Below are 15,824 nucleotides of genomic sequence, written 5' to 3' on the forward strand. Positions count from 1 at the left end.
AGTGAAAAGGTGAAGAAGATGAGAATTGGCGAATATTCCGGTTACGAACGATTGAATGACGGGAAGTATGCAAGTGTTTTTCGAGCACGCTCCAGTAAGAATAATCAGAAATACATACTTAAAGTACCGAGAACAGAACCTCCTATTGTTGAAGAATGGCAAAAATTAAAGCAAGAATACGACATGATCAGCAATCTTTCTATACAAGGGATCGTCAAATCGATCGAGTTAATCCCATACTACAATGGATATGCACTTGTGCTGGAGGATAATGAGGGTGTATCCCTTCAGCAATTGATTAAAGAAAATTCGCTAACGCTTGAAGCGGCTCTAGAGATTGCCATCTCTATTGCTTCCATCGTCGGGCAGTTACACCGACATCGAATTATTCATAAAGATTTGAAGCCTAGAAACATTATCGTAGAGCCGGAGAGCTGCAATGTTTGGATTACAGATTTTGGTATAGCGAGCCGCTTTCAGTCTGAGTACGTTGGATCGACAGCTTATGGGCAATTAGAAGGAACGCTGTCCTACATGTCACCTGAGCAGACGGGGCGGATGAACCGAATGGTGGATTATAGAACGGATCTGTATTCCCTTGGAGCAACCTTATACGAAATGCTCACAGGTGTACCCCTATTCCAGGCGGAATCTCCGATGGAATGGGTTTATTGTCATTTGGCGCGAACACCGATACCGCCTTCTCATCTGGATGCTCGAATTCCTTCGGTCTTGTCCGACATTATCATGAAATGTTTGTCCAAGAACCCGGAGGATCGGTATCAGAGTGCACAAGGCTTGGAGCATGATCTGTCCCACTGCCTTAATGAATTGGAGCAGCATGGATATGTAACCGAATTTGTAATTGGCAAGCAAGATAAGAAGGACGTCTTCTACATACCAAGCGGCCTGTATGGGCGAGATTCGGAAGCAGCAAGACTTAGACAGCTGTACGAGCGCCTTCAGTTTGGAAGCACGGAATGTGCCATGGTAAGCGGGCTTGCCGGTTCAGGGAAGTCGAGCTTGGTTCAGGAACTCATGCTGGATGTAACACTTGGCGGAGGACTGTTTGTTTCCGGTAAATTTGATGTCTTGAAGCGTCAGGTTCCTTATAGTGGTGTGCTGCAGGGGTTGCGTGGAATCTTACGCTCCCTATCATCTGAAACCGAGGATGAGCTTGCTGTATGGAAGGAACGAATTACCCAGAAGCTCAAGGAGAGCACGCGTGTGCTTGTTCATATGCTGCCTGAATTAGAGTGGATTATTGGCTCTCAAGACGCGGCAGAATCTCTAATGGCGCTATCGGCTGCAGAAGCGAAAAATCGTCTGCATTTTGCGGTATTTCAGCTGCTGGAGTGCTTGGCAGAGCACAGGCCGATTGTATGGTTCGTGGATGATCTTCAGTGGGCAGATCCGGGCTCGCTGCAGCTCCTGCACTTCTTAATGACGGCATCAAATGCGCCTTCACTGATGCTGATCGGTGCATATCGGGCAGAGGATTGGGAGAAGGAGCATTTGCTCAGATGGTTCGTTGGAGAGCTTAATTCCCGTATAAAGGGAATTGAACTTATTACACTCGCTCCTATGGATGAAGAGATAATCCATGCACTGCTTGAAGATACATTTGGATTGGGTATACAGCAGCCTCATCGCTTCCAGAAGCTTGTAATGGAGTATACCGGAGGCATTCCATTTGATGTGAAACAATTTATATATAGTCTTATCGAACAGAATTTAATGTGGTTGGACGAGAAATCGGGAACCTGGATGTGGGATGAGGAACAGCTGTTGACAAGGAAGGTATCCGATCAGATGTCAGGCTTCCTCTTGCAGCGAATCGATCAATTGGCAGAATGCGAGAAGGAAACCTTGAAGTATGCTTCATGTATTGCAGATAGATTTGATTCGGAGCTTCTTGCGGAACTATTGCAAATGGATAAGGCACAGCTTCAGCTTCATTTGAATCCGTTAGTTGATCTAAGATTAATTGCACCCTCTGGGCCCTATGAATATATCTTCCTCCATGACCGAATTCGCGGCTTCTTCTATCATCTGTTGCATATGGACGAGAAACAGCAAATTCATCTTCAGACGGCAAGACTCATTGCACGCAGTACGGCTGGAGATAGCGAGGAACGTTTATTTCTATCCGCACATCACTACCGGCTAGGCTTGTCATTGCTGAATGATGAATCCGAGAGGCTGCACATTGCTCAGATCTTTCAGCTTGCTGCGGAGCAAGCCAAAGCCTCTGGTGCATACGACTCGGCTGCAGAATGGTATTCTTGTGGAATTGAGCTTCTTGAGGAGCGGGATTGGGAGCTTTCCTATGAACTGGCATTCCGTTTATTACTCGGGAGATGGGAGTCCAATTCACTGCAAGGAAGATTTGAAGAAACGGAACAAGGATTTGAAGAGATTCTCGAGCTGGCAAAGACTTCAACCCATCGTGCAGCGGTCTACACAGTGATGATCAATCAATATACGCAGAGTGGTCAGCACGAAAGAACGATATCCATGGGAATGGAAGGACTGAGCCGTATCTTTGGACTTCAGTTAAATGCTGCTCCAAGTCAAGGTTCACTTCATTTGTCTCTACTCGATATTATGTACCAAAGGGTTAGAAAAGGAAGCAGAGAGAAGCGTAACTTACGGGCTCCCCAGATTCAAGATGAGATCAGAAGTCAGATGAAACTCCTCATGGACACAGCGACATCTGCTTACTTCGTTAATCCAACTCAATATTTATACATGATGCTGACGATCGTCAAATATTCGATCCATTATGGCAATTTTACCGAATCGTCTAACGCTTATAACGCGATGGGACTGTTATTAGGCTCAGGATACGGAATGTATAGCCGCAGCTATGAGCTAGGTTGTTATGGGGTGGAGCTTAGCAACCAGTTTAAACATCCAGGACTTCGCTGCAAGACACACTTTACCTTTGCTGTATTTATTTCTCCCTGGAAACGTCACTTACGTCATACTGTCGACGACCTATGGACTTCCTACCATGCCGGAATGGAAGCGGGGGATTTGGTGTACGCAGGCTATGCAGTGACCTATATCCTTCTTGCTCATGATTTTCTCGGTCTGCCTGCTGAGCGATGGATTGAAGAGGCGGACAGGCATTTGCCTTTCTTGAGACAAACGGGCAATCCAGAGACAGTGCATATGATTGAATTAGTACGTAAGACACATGTTCGCCTTACAGAAAGCTATGGCCCAAACGTCATGCTGTCTGATCGTGAGGCCGAGGAAGAGTTATGGATTAAAGAACTGGAGGGAATCCAGAACCAGGTTGTCATTCAGGTCTTTTACATGAAAAAAATGATGCTGTCTTATCTATCAGGAGACTATGAAGCCGCGTATGACATGTCACGAAGATCAAAGGGAGCGCTGGCCGCTTCGTTCGGCTTGTTTCATAAGGTCGAACATGAATTATACACGGCGTTAACGATATATTCGCTGATTGAGGAGGTTTCGAAGGAGCGGAAGAAGCCCCTGCTCCAGGAAGCGCGTCAGTGCGAACGCAAATTGTATCGCTGGGCGCGAGAAGCACCTGAGAACTATCAGCACCTCTATTTGCTGATCAAAGCAGAAAGATATCGTGCTGAAAGTAAGTTGAAGCAGGCTGAGAGATGCTATGAGCAGGCGGTAGAGGGAGCTAGAGCTAACGGGTTTTATCATTTTAACGCGATTGCCGCTGAACGCATGGCAGACTTCTGTTTGGCTGAAGGCCGGATGACGGCAGGCCGTCTGTACATGGCGGAGGCTTACAATTTATATGAGCAGTGGGGTGTCGTGAACAAGGTGAGAAGAATCGGAGATATTTATCCGGAATTTAAATCAGGCTCGTATAATACAACCACGACGATATCAACAGATTTTCTGGATCTGGAAGCCATAATGGGCGTCTCACAAGCTCTGTCTCAGGAAATTGTGCTTCAAACACTACTCGAGAAAATTATGACAATCCTGATTCAGATATCAGGTGCAACCAGAGGTGTACTCGTTGTTAAACAAGCAGAGGGTCTCTATGTAGAAGCCGAAGGAGAAGGCGGGGGCAAGGTTGGAGACGGTACAGCCAGACACACAGCAGCTGAAGAGATCCATACCTATAAGGAAGTTCCGTTGTCTATAGTACAGTATACAGCGAGAACTAGTGAAGACGTAGTGCTTGATGATGCTTCAAGACAAGGATTGTTTGTCAAAGACCCTTATATACAAAATAATGAAGTGCGCTCCATCCTGTGTATTCCGATTTTGCATCAGGGTACATTGAATGCGATTGTTTACTTGGAGAACCGGTTTACTTCTCATGTATTTAACGATGAGCGTAGAATGGTTGTGCATATGCTGGCAGGCCAGGCTGCAATATCCATCGAGCATGCGAAATTGATATCAACACTGGAGCATAAGGTCAAAGAACGAACAGAAGAATTGATGCAGATGGAGAATGATCGGCGGAAGCTCCTCGCTAATATATCGCATGATCTTGGAACACCACTGACCTCGATTCAAGGCTATGTCGAAGCCATCCTGGACCGTGTCGTGACAGAAGAGGAACAACAGCGCAAATATTTAAAGGTGATTCATTCCAGAGTTCTCAGTATACAGAGATTATTCAAAGATTTGGTGCAGCTGAGCCGAATGGAGGCCAAGCAGTTAACGATGACCAAGACTCCAATGCATGCGGGAGTATTCGTACAATGGTTATCACAGAAATATGAGCTCGATATTGAGCAGGCGGGAATTGAGTACATGGTGAGTCTTGACCCTACTATGATGGATGCAGCCCCTGGGGAAGACATGCACATCTTGGTGGATCGGGAGCGGATGGGACAAGTATTTACGAATCTGATCAGCAACGCCATCAATCATACATCTCAGGAAGGTTCGATTGCTTTGTCGGCGGTCATTAGCGATGAAGGTCCCCATTTAGTTGTACAGGTGAAGGATACGGGGGTAGGGATTTCGGAAGAGGATATACCTTATGTATTTGAAAGGTTCTATCGCGCTTCGAAATCCCGCAATTCAAAGTATGGTGGAAGTGGACTGGGTCTTGCTATAGCCAAAGAAATTGTTCAATTGCATGACGGTGAAATCTGGGTAGAGAGCACATTGGGTCAAGGCAGTGCGTTCTATGTTAAACTTCCTTTTATTTCTTGAGCACCTGAAGCAGCCGGCTGTGCGTGGAATTTATAACCTACTCCGCGTACAGTCTGGATATATTGCGGCATCGATGGATTGGCTTCGATTTTTTTGCGTAAATTGCTGATGTGAACCATTACGGTTCTGGTGTCACCGTAGTGGTCTGCGCCCCATATAAAGTCAAATAGCTGCTCAGTTGGAAAAACACGTCCCGGCTGGCATGCTAGCTTATGCAGGATATTGAATTCCGTAGCAGACAGCTGCACGGCTGTTCCGCGAATATGTACTTCATGCGTCGTTTCATTAATTAACAAATCTCCGAAGTCTAGAATATGACGATCATAGATTACCTCATTGCTAGTGACTACAGGCTGAGGCTGTCGATGGACCCGGCGAAGATGTGCCTTAACTCTGGCAACCAACTCTCCCGGACTAAACGGCTTCGTCATATAATCATCAGCTCCTACACTTAATCCACTAATCTTATCCCAGTCCTCACCTTTGCAGCTCAAGAAAAGAATGGGGGCAGGGGTATGATCTCTAATCTGTCGGCAAATTTCTAATCCGTCCATGTCAGGAAGCAGAATATCAAGAATAATCAAATCAGGCTGCAGCTCGTAAACGGCTTGAATCGCTGCCTGCCCTGTACTTACCGTGGTTACATGATACTGTTCTCTTTCCAGGTATAATCGGATAAGTTCACTAATTTCGAGCTCGTCATCCAGAACGAGAATGGATTCATGGGACATGCTAATTTCACCTTCTTGCAATATTTAATAGTCAAATTATACCTGACCTGCGTCAGATGCGAAATAACTTCTGGATAAAATGACCTATGAAATTTGACGTGCTTCAATCCATTCAAGTATAGTTTGATGGTGATAAGGTATGGTAGAGAGGGGTTTTCACTGCAGTTTTGCTTTATCTTATGAAGAAGAAACTGTCATGCAGACGTAGAATATTGTCGAAATCGGGTTAGGAGATCTAAAATGTTAAACTCAAGGAAAAATTGGGTGAGTATAATACTCATTGTGGTATTCAGCTGTGTCATCATGGGCTATGTCGATGCGGTACTTAAACCGGATTATGCTGTTAAATCCATCATCAAAATCATGCTGTTTCTCACCTTACCGGCGCTGTACGCCTATTTTAGCAGGGAGATTTCTTTTCGGGCCTTATTCAAATTCGATAAGAAGAGTCTAAAGTTTGCCATGCTGCTAGGCATCGGAGTATTTATATTCATTTTGGGAAGCTACTTTCTCATAGGACCTTACTTTGATTTTACCCAAGTTACGGGAGCACTGCAGAATAATATGGGGGTTAATGCGGGAAATTTTGTATTCGTAGCCATCTATATATCAATTATAAATTCATTGCTCGAAGAGTTCTTCTTCAGAGGATTTGCGTTCTTAACTTTGAAAAAACTCGCCGGCCGCAGGCTTGCTTATCTGTTCAGCGCAGGAGCGTTTGCAGTCTATCACATCGCGATGATGACAAGCTGGTTTACGATTCCTTTGTTCGTCTTACTGATTGTCAGTCTCTTCGTTGCAGGTGTGCTCTTCAACTGGTTGAATGAAAGAAACGGGAATATCTATGCTTCCTGGATGGTACATATGTGTGCCAACCTTGCTATCAATACCATCGGTTTCATCCTGTTTGGGATCATATAAAATGAATTGAATTACAAGAAAGACCTTGGGATACTGTATATTCCCAAGGTCTTTCTTGTAATTTAGGTGTAATAGGTGATATATACCTATATACGTTAGATTAAACTTCTAGAGGTTCGCCGCTGAATATTTTGAGTTCCATGGGTGCAGACAGAAGCTCTTTGGCTTTGTGAGTGAAGGCAGTGAAGTGTGCACTTGCATTATGTGCTCCTGCTGCCTCCATATCCTTCCACAGCTCAACCATGGTGTACTTATGTTCTTGCTCCGTTGATTTCATGAGTTCATAGCTGATGTTTCCTTCCTCAGCTCGCGTTGCTGCAAGAAGAGAATTGACTTCTTCAAGAAATACAGCTTCCTGGTCCGGTTTAATAAATAAATTAGCATGAACGATGATCATTATGATGACCTGCCTTTTCTAGTAGTCATTTAGTATTCACTAATATTGCTCTGCATGCGTTGCAGCATATCATTGAGAACGTCGACTTCTTCCTTGCTGAAATCCATCAGCATTTGATTCACGAAAGTTGTCTTTTCTTTCTTGTAATTGACGATATGCTTCCGACCATCTTCGGTCAGTCGAACAAAGGTTACTCTTTGATCAGAAGGGTTGCGTCTTCTGGCGACCATGCCGTCTGCTTCCAGTTGTTTCAGATGACGAGTAATGGCGGCACTGTCAATATTGATCGCTTTCTGCAGGTGGGTCTGGTTGACCTCATCTGCAAGATACAGCTGATATAATAAGTCATAACGAGATGAGCTGATTCCCGTGCATCTTTCAAACTTGGGGCTGATCTGATTATTCAGATTTTTAAGCAGATGCAGAATTTGCTCCTGCTCTGAGAATGAACATTCCATATCATTGACCTCCACTCATTATTTGAGCTATCAATTAATATAATGCAAATCCCCAAAGAGTGCAAGGTAACCATACCGCATATTCCATCTGCTTGTCGATTATTTCCACACAGCGACTTTGTCTGCAGGCAAACGATAAGAGGTGAATCCTTCACTTGCTGCTTTACCGATGGTAACTAGCATGACCGGTACATAACGGTCTTTGTCTAGGCCAAATGCTTCAGCAATCTGATCCTTCTCAAATCCGCCGATTGGGTTAGTATCATAGCCATGGGCACGTGCTACAAGCATGAGCTGCATCGATACCAAACCGGAATCCAGTAGAAGAATTTCACGCATAGCTTCATCCGACATGTTTTCATACATCGGTTTAAAAGCACCAAGCTGCATGTCTTTGACTTCCTGAGGCATATAGCCAAGCTCTACGGCTTTACCATAGATTTCTTCAGCGTAATCAAAATTATTCATGTCCCCGAAGACCGCAATCACTGCAGAAGCGGAAAGTACTTTGTCTTTATTGAATTTTGCAAGTGGAGCAAGTGTAGCTTTGGCCTCATCACTTTCGATGACCACAAAACGCCACGGCTGCATATTAATTGACGAAGGAGCTGTAACCGCCTCTTCCAATATCTCGGTCATTTCTTCTTTGCTGATCTTTACAGCAGGGTCATATACTTTGATGGAACGACGTCCATATACAATCTCGTTAAAATCATTGGTTTGTTGATATTTGCGCATGTCACTAGACACTCCTTAATAAAAAATTAGTTGATGACTCAATATTTGAGTAGTCAATATTTGATACGTCAATTAATATAATGCACTTCTGCAGAATTTGCAACACCTAATTTTCAGCAATAACAGATGAACCGAGGGAAATCCTATGCTCTTCAAGGACTTGATATATCAAATAAGCCGATCCACACGGGATCGGCTTGGTTACTCGGGTCAAGATATAGTCAAGCTCTTTTATTTTCGACCGATTTCATGCGGTTCTGATCATCAAGCTTGCGGTCCGTACTGAATTCCTGTCCTGCTTCTAGTTCCGTATGACCTGATGCACTGCGCGCAAATTTGGTAAACTGTTCTTTCTGCTCATCCAGCTTGTGCTTTTGCTGCAGCAGCTCCTGTGGATCCTGTTTTGTCATATGAAGCAAACCTCCTCTGGAGTCAAAGTGCAAAATACCTTAAGAATGTGACTGATGATCGGCTTCATCCTTAATTTCCTCACGGAAACCGGAAATGCTATGCTTGCGGCGTTCATTTTTCTCTTGAATTTGGGCTTTTTCCTGAGCAGGAATCTCATCTCCGAACTCTTCGAGATAGCCCTCAGCTTCACGGTAGTTCTCTATGGTGTTTTGTACTGCATTTTGCAAATGCTCAACATTATCCTTGCGATTATCCGGCTTAGCCATACGAAATACCTCCCATAAATGATGATATTGGATTGAGATTTGTAGTTAAATCCTTACGTAGGAAGTTTTCCTTAAGACAGAGATGCTTATGCATTCAAGCCTTATTTTTATCATGTACATGTGGAAGGATGAGCTTAAGCGCAATGTGTAATAATAAGCAGGATACAGGAGGATAAGCCCATATAGTTATCATATTCGTTCCATTTACCTATGTAATTGAGAGCTGAAGCAAGTATGATATAAAAACGGGAGATTGAGCTGTCAACCGAATTGACACCAGAGAAAGAGAGTGAAGCTAACCCATGGTACAGGATGAGAATTTGACAAGAGGGTTAAAAAACAGACATGTGCAGCTTATCGCCATAGGTGGAGCAATTGGTACCGGCTTGTTTCTGGGTGCTGGCAAATCCATTCATTTAGCAGGTCCCTCGATCCTATTTGCTTACATAATAACGGGCATCATATTATTTTTCATTATGCGGGCTCTCGGCGAATTGTTATTAAGCAATCTGAATTACCACTCGTTCGTTGATTTTGTTAAAGATTATATGGGAAATGGAGCCGCCTTTGTCACAGGCTGGACCTACTGGTTCTGCTGGATTTCGATTGCCATGGCAGACTTAACGGCCGTCGGTCTATATACTCAATTCTGGTTTCCAGAGATCCCTCAATGGATGCCGGGACTTATTGCACTTGTGATCCTGCTGATTATGAATTTGGCAACCGTGAAGCTGTTTGGTGAAATGGAATTCTGGTTTGCCTTAATTAAAGTTATCGCAATACTAGCCCTCATCGTCATTGGAATCGTGATGATTGTGAGAGGGTTCTCTACAGATCAGGGTCCTTCCAGCTTCACGAATTTGTGGGCGCATGGAGGCATGTTTCCGAATGGAATGCACGGCTTTTTACTATCCTTTCAAATGGTAGTATTTGCTTTTGTAGGGATTGAGCTTGTCGGTCTGACAGCGGGCGAGACGGAGAATCCGGAAAAGGTCATTCCGCAGGCAATCAACAATATCCCCATTAGAATATTGATCTTCTATGTGGGTGCACTGCTGATCATTATGAGTATCTATCCATGGAATGCGATTAATCCGGATGAAAGTCCATTCGTTCAAGTATTTCTGGCTGTAGGTATTACTGCAGCAGCAGCAGTCGTTAATTTTGTCGTGCTGACATCTGCGGCCTCAGCCTGTAACAGCGCTATTTTTAGTACGAGCCGTATGGTGTATTCCTTGGCCAAGGACGAGAATGCTCCTGAAAGTCTAAGTAAACTGAACAGGAGAAGCGTGCCTTCAAATGCTTTGTATTTCTCTTGTGCGGTCATATTAATCGTCGTTATCTTGAACTATGTGATGCCGGAGGGAGTATTTACATTAATTACGAGCATTTCGACCGTGTGTTTTCTTTTCGTCTGGGCGATGATCATTATCAGTCATTTGAGGTACCGTAAGATGAAACCGGAATTGGCACGCAGCAATAAGTTCAAGCTGCCGCTGTATCCGTTCTCTAACTATTTGGTCTTGGCCTTTCTTGCCTTTGTGCTTGTCATCTTGGGGCTGGCCGAAGATACGAGAGTCGCTTTGTTTGTAACTCCGGTCTGGTTTATCATCGTCATCGCAATTTATCACATTCTTAAGAAGAAAATAGCATAACGATATTCTTCACGAGAGCCGAGGCTATATTTGCCTTGGCTCTTTTTGTGGTTCCATTCTATCTGATTAGAATAGCAGCATATACGAATAAATCGTTACTTTTCAGTTTTAATGTTATATTAAATTACTTATAAAGTTATATACATGAATATATTTGTACTAATCCAATAAAAATGCACCCTTATTTTGTATTCATGATCTAAAGACGTGAAGAAATATAACATTTATAATTGCTTCAAGGTACAGATCAATTCCAGAGAAAAGGGTGGAGAATATATGGGAATCAAGTGGCTGGGTAAAAAAGTAACGGGTTTACTGGCAAGTGTGGCTGTCGTCACGGCTTTAAGCGGCTGCGGAGGGACAAATGCTTCTGGAGTCCAAGAAGTAAAGGTCGTGTTGAATTGGTTTGCTGCTCCAGGGCATGGAGGGATCTACGCTGCCAAAGATCAAGGATATTTCGAAGAGAAAGGACTGGATGTGACGATTGAGCCCGGCGGTCCTCAAGTATCTTCCATTCAGATTGTTGCTTCTGGCAAAGCAGAGTTTGGTCTTGCCCATGGAGATCAGGTGCTCATCGCACGTAATCAAGGAATTGATCTGGTCGCACTGGCTGCTCTTAATCAGCGAAGCCCGCAAGCATTTATGTTTCATAAGGGGCATGGGATTGAGAGCTTCGAAGAGCTGAATGGACGAACCGCCTATATTCAGACCGGAATACCGTACTGGGATTACTTGAAGTCACAATATGATCTCAGCAACGTGAGAGAGCTTCCTTACTTAGGCGATTCTACGAATTTTATCAATGACAAGGAGTCCGCTGAACAGGTATATATCTCAGGTGAACCGTATTTCATGAAGGAGCAGGGGATTGAAACGGAAGTTAAGTTTATTTCGGATTCAGGCTATGATCCATATAATTATGTGCTCTACACGACGAGAGAATATTTGGATAAGAATGAAGAAACGGTGCGCGATTTCGTGTCTTCCATGGTAGAAGGCTGGTCTTACTACAAGGATTCTCCTGACGATATTCTTAAGATCATTAATGAGTTCAATCCGGATATGACCTTCGATTCGCTGAAGTTTCAAGAACAAACGTTAAAAGAGTATATTTATGGATTTGACGCCGCAGAGCATGGGGTAGGTTACATGACTGAGGAACGGTGGAATACACTTATAGATCAGCTGCATACCGCTGGCCTGCTGAAGGAAAAATTTGATGCTTCTGAAATGTTCACGACAGAATACTTAGATGCAGAATAAACGAGGACAGAGCAGATAGGAGAATAGAACAGATGCATAAAGCCTATTGGTTAGTCAACATCAGACTTGAAGATGGATATGAGGTGGAGGACAGCACTCCTGTCAGAACGTTAACGAAGCAATATCATTTATTCGTCGAAAATGGAAAGATCGCAAAAATTGTTTCGGCGGAAGAGCAGATCAAAGATCATCACGACAAGATAGAGGGGGGTGGAATGCTAGCTCTACCGCCTATCGCTGACAGCCATTTTCATCTGGATAAATCATATTATGGAGAGGAATGGAAGGCAGCAAAGCCGGCGGCTCATTTACTTGATCGACTCGAAGAGGAAGCGAAGATTCTGCCCGGCAAGCTAAATACGGTAGAAGTGACTGCCCGGCTGCTGATAGACAAAATCATGGAGGCCGGTACGACTCATATTCGAACTCATGTGAACATTGATCCGTATGTAGGACTGAGACACCTCGAGATTGTGCGGGAGGTTCTAGACGATTATCGTGATCGTCTTACGTATGAGATTGTGGCTTTTCCACAGCAAGGACTACTGAGGACAAATGCAGCAGCGCTCATGCGTGAAGCAATGAGGAATGGTGCTACTCATGTTGGGGGCTTGGATCCTGGCGGCATCGATCGAAACATCGAGCGCTCCCTGGCCGATATGATGGATATTGCGGTAGAAGCGAATGCAGACATTGATATTCATCTGCACGATCCCGACTATTTGGGACTATACACGATAAATAAGCTGCTTTCACTTACAGAGGAAGCAGGGTGGATAGATCGGGTCGCTATTAGTCATGGGTTCGCCTTAGGAGGAGTCACGCTGTCGGAAGCTCAAGAAACGGCAGAACGGATGGCCTCATGTGGGGTTCGTCTAATCTCAGCTGCTACGATGCGAGCAAGAACGACGCTCCCGCCTCTGGAGGAATTGAAGGCGAGGGGAGTGCAGGTAGATCTAGGCTGTGACAGTATATTCGATTGGTGGGGTCCTTTTGGAAATGCAAGCATTATTGATCGTCTTAGCCGGCTTGCCGAATATAACAGCTGGATTGATGAGCGCTCTCTAGCAGAATCACTAGGTTACATTACGAGAGGTATCACGCCGCTCAGCGCCGCGGGCGATAGAGTATGGCCGCAGGCAGGTGATGATGCGAGTATGATTCTGACAGAGGCACGGTGTTCTCCTGAATTTATAGCCAGAAGATCACAAGCTGTGAAGATCATTCATCAAGGCGTGCTTCAGAATAAGAGGGGGGAATCTGCTTGATATCAACTTGGAATAGAGTAAGAGTAGGCAGCCGGCTGTATAATTTGGAGATAGAGAATGGCTGTTTCTCCGCGATCACTCCTTATCATCACGAACAAGCATCAGCAGGATCTTCGAGAGGAAATACTCATGATGCAGAAGGTTTATTATACATTCCCGCTATGAAGGATATGCACTGTCATCTGGATAAGCATTTTTTGAATGAACCGAAATGGTACTCGCGTCAAACCATTGATACACTGCCTAATCAATTGAGACGGGAAAAAGAACTGCTCGGGCAGCTGACCCAGAGCGTCGAAGAACGGGCCAGAGTCATGCTGGATACCATGCTTCAGTTAGGTACGACCCAGATTCGAACCCATGTTGATGTAGATCATGAGGTTGGACTCAAATCACTGGAGGCCGTACTCAAAGTTCGAGAGGAATATGAAGGCACCATTGATATCGAAATTGTCGCCTTTCCCCAGCAGGGGCTCATTCGTTCACATGCCCTGCCGCTGATGCGGGAAGCGATGCAGATGGGTGCTGACCTTGTCGGAGCCGTGGACCCTGGCGGACTGGATGAGGCAATTGATCCTTGTTTAGAAGAAGTCTTCGGTCTCGCGGTCGACTATCAGGCCGGTGTAGACATTCATTTGCATGATCCAGGTCACCTAGGTGTATATACCATTGAGCGAATGACAGAGTTTACGGCACAAGCCGGACTTAAGGATCGAGTAGCGGTAAGTCACGCCTGGGGTTTGGGTCATATCTCGGATGTGGAGCTTAGCAGGCTTGCTGACAAATTAAGAGAGCAGGGTGTAGCCATTATCAGCAGCGTTCCCATTGACCGTCCGATGCCGAATTTGCCCTTGCTTCGTTCACTTGGCGTAGCAACAATGATCGGTACCGATAATGTACTCGATGCTTGGTCTCCATATGGTAATGGAGATATGCTTCAGCGTACCTCCAGACTGGCTGAACGATATCATTGGGTCGAGGATGAGCAATTATTGGGAGCATTTAACTACACAGCAGTTGGAGCAATAGAGCCCAAATTAGGTGAACGCGCCGATTTCATGCTTGTGAATGACGCTATTAATGCAGAGCACGCCTTGTGTAAAGTACCAGAAAGAGAGTGGGTAGTGTCCCATGGCAAGATTGCAGGCGGGATAAGGGCAGGTACAAGGCAGAAGAGAGCGTTAAGCCGATGATAATGAATGATCGGAGCGAGCACAATAAGGTTCAAATCATTTATAATTGCCGACTTCCAGAGCAAACCGGTTTTTTTGACGTTACCTTACGTGGAGAGCATATTGAACAAGTAAGTTCACGGGTAGGTGAAGACATAGCATTAGAGTCCGTATTAGAAGAAGATCTGATCTCCAATGAAAGGAAGATCGATGCTAGAGGCAGACTGCTGATCCCTGGATTAATAGAACCTCATATTCATATGGAAAAAGCAATGCTTCTCCATCGGATGCCAAAGGAAGCTGCCTCGCTGCAGGAAGCTATTGCGATGACGGTCAAGCTAAAGGAAGGCTTTACCAAGCAAGACATGATTGCACGTTCCTTGGATGTAGCTTATAGAATAAACTCTTATGGAGTAACAACTGCCAGATGTCATGTTGAGGTAGATCCCGTCCTCGGTCTATCGGCAATAGAGAGCTTGCTGGAGGTAAAAGACAGGGTAAGTGACCGCATGGACTTAAACATCGTGGCCTTTCCACAAGAAGGCATCTATGCTGCACCAGGAACTGCTGAGTTAATGAAGGAGGCAGTCAAGCTCGGGGCTGATGCTGTCGGTGGAATTACGTATATGGATCCTGATCTGGACGAACACTTAAGCTTTGTATTCAGATTGGCTGCCGAATATGATCTCCCGCTTGATTTTCATGCCGACTTTTCACTAGATCCTTGTGACCGCGGGATCATGCAAATCGCCCGTAGAACGAAGGAATTCGGATATGAAGGCCGTGTAGCGGCAGGCCATGTTACCTCTCTCGGAGCGATGCCTAGAGAAGAGGCTGTACTCTGTGCACAGCAAATCGCTGAGTCAGGTGTTCACATCATTACCTTGCCTGCTACAGATCTCTATATGAACGGAAGGCAGGATACAGATAATGTCCGCCGCGGACTAACTCCGGTAAGACTCCTGCTAGAACAAGGAGTGAATGTCCTCTATGGCGCTAACAATATCCGTAATGCCTTTACGCCGTTCGGAACCGGTAACGTGATGGATATTGCCTGGCTTCTGGCTCATACGGCATATATGGGAAGTGAGAATGATGCCAAGCTGCTGGTCAAAATGGGGACAACACTGGCAGCACAGGTACTCGGAATGTTTAATTACCGCATTACAGCTGGACAGACTGCAGATCTTGCGCTGTTTCCTGTCGCTTCTGAGAGAGAACTGCTGATTGAACGACCTAAACCCTTAGCGGTCTGGAAGAATGGAAAGATGCTGAGGCCTATCAAAACGGCTGAGGATTACTAGTATACATGAATAATGAGTGTGACAAGAAACCCGCCTGCCAGGCGGGTTTCTTACGCAGTCCCATG

The 15,824-nt window shown here is 44.9% G+C and carries 13 protein-coding genes; 7 read left to right on the forward strand and 6 right to left on the reverse strand.

Annotated features, from left to right (window positions below; all coding sequences use genetic code 11):
- The first annotated feature begins 18 nt into the window (after positions 1–18).
- The gene (locus BK126_RS17340; protein ID WP_076313809.1) at positions 19–5,175 is read left to right on the forward strand and encodes a protein kinase domain-containing protein; all 5,157 of its coding nucleotides are present in this window, start codon (positions 19–21) and stop codon (positions 5,173–5,175) included.
- Here the strand turns inward: BK126_RS17340 and BK126_RS17345 are convergent.
- On the reverse strand, positions 5,148–5,906 hold the full coding sequence (locus BK126_RS17345; RefSeq protein ID WP_076313810.1) for a response regulator transcription factor: 759 nt from the start codon (positions 5,904–5,906) through the stop codon (positions 5,148–5,150). The two genes, BK126_RS17340 and BK126_RS17345, sit on opposite strands and share 28 nt — an antisense overlap.
- 264 nt (positions 5,907–6,170) lie before the next feature.
- Here BK126_RS17345 and BK126_RS17350 point away from each other — a divergent pair, with 264 nt between their 5' ends.
- Positions 6,171–6,827, forward strand: a complete 657-nt coding sequence (locus BK126_RS17350) for a CPBP family intramembrane glutamic endopeptidase (protein WP_256702894.1) — start codon at positions 6,171–6,173, stop codon at positions 6,825–6,827.
- 100 nt (positions 6,828–6,927) lie between these two features.
- Here BK126_RS17350 and BK126_RS17355 read toward each other — a convergent pair whose 3' ends face one another.
- The 5 genes from BK126_RS17355 to tlp all read right to left on the reverse strand — a co-directional run bounded on the left by BK126_RS17355 (position 6,928) and on the right by tlp (position 9,097).
- A complete protein-coding gene (locus tag BK126_RS17355; protein WP_076313812.1) occupies positions 6,928–7,224 on the reverse strand; it encodes a putative quinol monooxygenase in 297 nt (98 codons plus the stop codon).
- Positions 7,225–7,253: 29 nt separating this feature from the next.
- Entirely contained in the window at positions 7,254–7,682 is a 429-nt protein-coding gene (locus tag BK126_RS17360) for a MarR family winged helix-turn-helix transcriptional regulator (protein WP_076313813.1), read from the reverse strand.
- A gap of 99 nt (positions 7,683–7,781) precedes the next feature.
- Positions 7,782–8,420: a nitroreductase family protein gene (locus BK126_RS17365; RefSeq protein WP_076313814.1), complete on the reverse strand. Its 639-nt coding sequence runs from the start codon at positions 8,418–8,420 to the stop codon at positions 7,782–7,784.
- A gap of 221 nt (positions 8,421–8,641) precedes the next feature.
- Complete coding sequence (locus BK126_RS17370; protein ID WP_047910314.1) at positions 8,642–8,830, reverse strand: hypothetical protein; 189 nt, start codon at positions 8,828–8,830, stop codon at positions 8,642–8,644.
- 39 nt (positions 8,831–8,869) lie between these two features.
- Positions 8,870–9,097 (reverse strand): small acid-soluble spore protein Tlp, encoded by a 228-nt coding sequence (gene tlp / locus BK126_RS17375; protein WP_076313815.1) that lies wholly within the window; start codon positions 9,095–9,097, stop codon positions 8,870–8,872.
- Positions 9,098–9,399: 302 nt separating this feature from the next.
- On the opposite strand from tlp, the gene BK126_RS17380 reads away from it, so the two are divergent.
- The 5 genes from BK126_RS17380 to BK126_RS17400 all read left to right on the forward strand — a co-directional run bounded on the left by BK126_RS17380 (position 9,400) and on the right by BK126_RS17400 (position 15,759).
- Positions 9,400–10,752: an amino acid permease gene (locus tag BK126_RS17380; RefSeq protein WP_076313816.1), complete on the forward strand. Its 1,353-nt coding sequence runs from the start codon at positions 9,400–9,402 to the stop codon at positions 10,750–10,752.
- 276 nt (positions 10,753–11,028) lie between these two features.
- Positions 11,029–12,015 (forward strand): ABC transporter substrate-binding protein, encoded by a 987-nt coding sequence (locus tag BK126_RS17385; protein ID WP_076313817.1) that lies wholly within the window; start codon positions 11,029–11,031, stop codon positions 12,013–12,015.
- 32 nt (positions 12,016–12,047) lie between these two features.
- The gene (locus BK126_RS17390) at positions 12,048–13,283 is read left to right on the forward strand and encodes an amidohydrolase (RefSeq protein ID WP_076313818.1); all 1,236 of its coding nucleotides are present in this window, start codon (positions 12,048–12,050) and stop codon (positions 13,281–13,283) included.
- Entirely contained in the window at positions 13,280–14,476 is a 1,197-nt protein-coding gene (locus tag BK126_RS17395) for an amidohydrolase family protein (protein ID WP_076313819.1), read from the forward strand. The genes BK126_RS17390 and BK126_RS17395 overlap by 4 nt, the downstream gene beginning before the upstream one ends.
- Entirely contained in the window at positions 14,473–15,759 is a 1,287-nt protein-coding gene (locus BK126_RS17400) for an amidohydrolase family protein (RefSeq protein ID WP_143757748.1), read from the forward strand. Before BK126_RS17395 ends, BK126_RS17400 begins: the two co-directional genes overlap by 4 nt.
- Positions 15,760–15,824 lie beyond the last annotated feature (65 nt).

The sequence above is a fragment of the Paenibacillus sp. FSL H7-0326 genome (genome assembly GCF_001955535.1).
GTDB lineage: Bacteria > Bacillota > Bacilli > Paenibacillales > Paenibacillaceae > Paenibacillus > Paenibacillus shunpengii.

What these genes read in the sequence shown, in the direction of transcription:
- BK126_RS17340 (WP_076313809.1), top strand. Translation starts at nt 19, where the DNA reads ATGAGAATTGGCGAATATTCCGGTTACGAACGATTGAATGACGGGAAG.
- BK126_RS17345 (WP_076313810.1), bottom strand. Translation starts at nt 5,906, where the DNA reads ATGTCCCATGAATCCATTCTCGTTCTGGATGACGAGCTCGAAATTAGT.
- BK126_RS17355 (WP_076313812.1), bottom strand. Translation starts at nt 7,224, where the DNA reads ATGATCATCGTTCATGCTAATTTATTTATTAAACCGGACCAGGAAGCT.
- BK126_RS17360 (WP_076313813.1), bottom strand. Translation starts at nt 7,682, where the DNA reads ATGGAATGTTCATTCTCAGAGCAGGAGCAAATTCTGCATCTGCTTAAA.
- BK126_RS17365 (WP_076313814.1), bottom strand. Translation starts at nt 8,420, where the DNA reads ATGCGCAAATATCAACAAACCAATGATTTTAACGAGATTGTATATGGA.
- BK126_RS17370 (WP_047910314.1), bottom strand. Translation starts at nt 8,830, where the DNA reads ATGACAAAACAGGATCCACAGGAGCTGCTGCAGCAAAAGCACAAGCTG.
- tlp (WP_076313815.1), bottom strand. Translation starts at nt 9,097, where the DNA reads ATGGCTAAGCCGGATAATCGCAAGGATAATGTTGAGCATTTGCAAAAT.
- BK126_RS17380 (WP_076313816.1), top strand. Translation starts at nt 9,400, where the DNA reads ATGGTACAGGATGAGAATTTGACAAGAGGGTTAAAAAACAGACATGTG.
- BK126_RS17385 (WP_076313817.1), top strand. Translation starts at nt 11,029, where the DNA reads ATGGGAATCAAGTGGCTGGGTAAAAAAGTAACGGGTTTACTGGCAAGT.
- BK126_RS17390 (WP_076313818.1), top strand. Translation starts at nt 12,048, where the DNA reads ATGCATAAAGCCTATTGGTTAGTCAACATCAGACTTGAAGATGGATAT.
- BK126_RS17400 (WP_143757748.1), top strand. Translation starts at nt 14,473, where the DNA reads ATGATAATGAATGATCGGAGCGAGCACAATAAGGTTCAAATCATTTAT.